Source organism: Streptomyces sp. 4F14 (genome assembly GCF_048159485.1).
Lineage (GTDB): Bacteria > Actinomycetota > Actinomycetes > Streptomycetales > Streptomycetaceae > Streptomyces.
Window position 1 is genome coordinate 1 of sequence record NZ_JBLRVY010000098.1, and the last position, 543, is coordinate 543.

The window sequence follows — 543 nt, forward strand, 5'->3', positions numbered from 1 at the left end:
ACCGACCCGACGCGATGAACGCGCTGAACACGGCGGAGAAGGTCGCGCTCCGGGACGCGCTGCTGGAAGAGTCGGCGGACCCGGCGGTACGGGCGCTGCTGCTCACGGCCACCGGGCGCGCCTTCTGCGTCGGCCAGGACCTGAAGGAGCACGTCGCCACCCTGCGGGCCACCCGCGAGGCGGGCGGCGGGAACGCTCTGAGCACGGTCCAGGAGCACTACAACCCGATCGTGCGGGCGATCACGGAGATGGCGAAGCCGGTCGTGGCCGGGGTGAACGGGGTCGCGGCCGGGGCCGGATTCGGGTTCGCGCTGGCGGCGGACTACCGGGTGGTCGCCGACACCGCCTCCTTCAACACGTCCTTCGCGGGCGTCGCCCTCACCGCCGACTCGGGCGTGTCCTGGACCCTGCCCCGGCTGATCGGGCAGAGCCGCGCCGCCGATCTGCTCTTCTTCCCGCGGTCGGTCTCCGCGCAGGACGCCCTGGAGCTGGGCATCGTCAACCGGGTCGTCCCGGCGGCGGAGCTGGCCGAGCAGGCGGCGG

At 73.8% G+C, this 543-nt stretch carries 1 protein-coding gene; it reads left to right on the forward strand.

Annotated features, from left to right (window positions below; all coding sequences use genetic code 11):
* On the forward strand, positions 1–543 hold a 543-nt coding region (locus ACLZOT_RS49790), incomplete at both ends, for an enoyl-CoA hydratase/isomerase family protein (protein WP_416975956.1).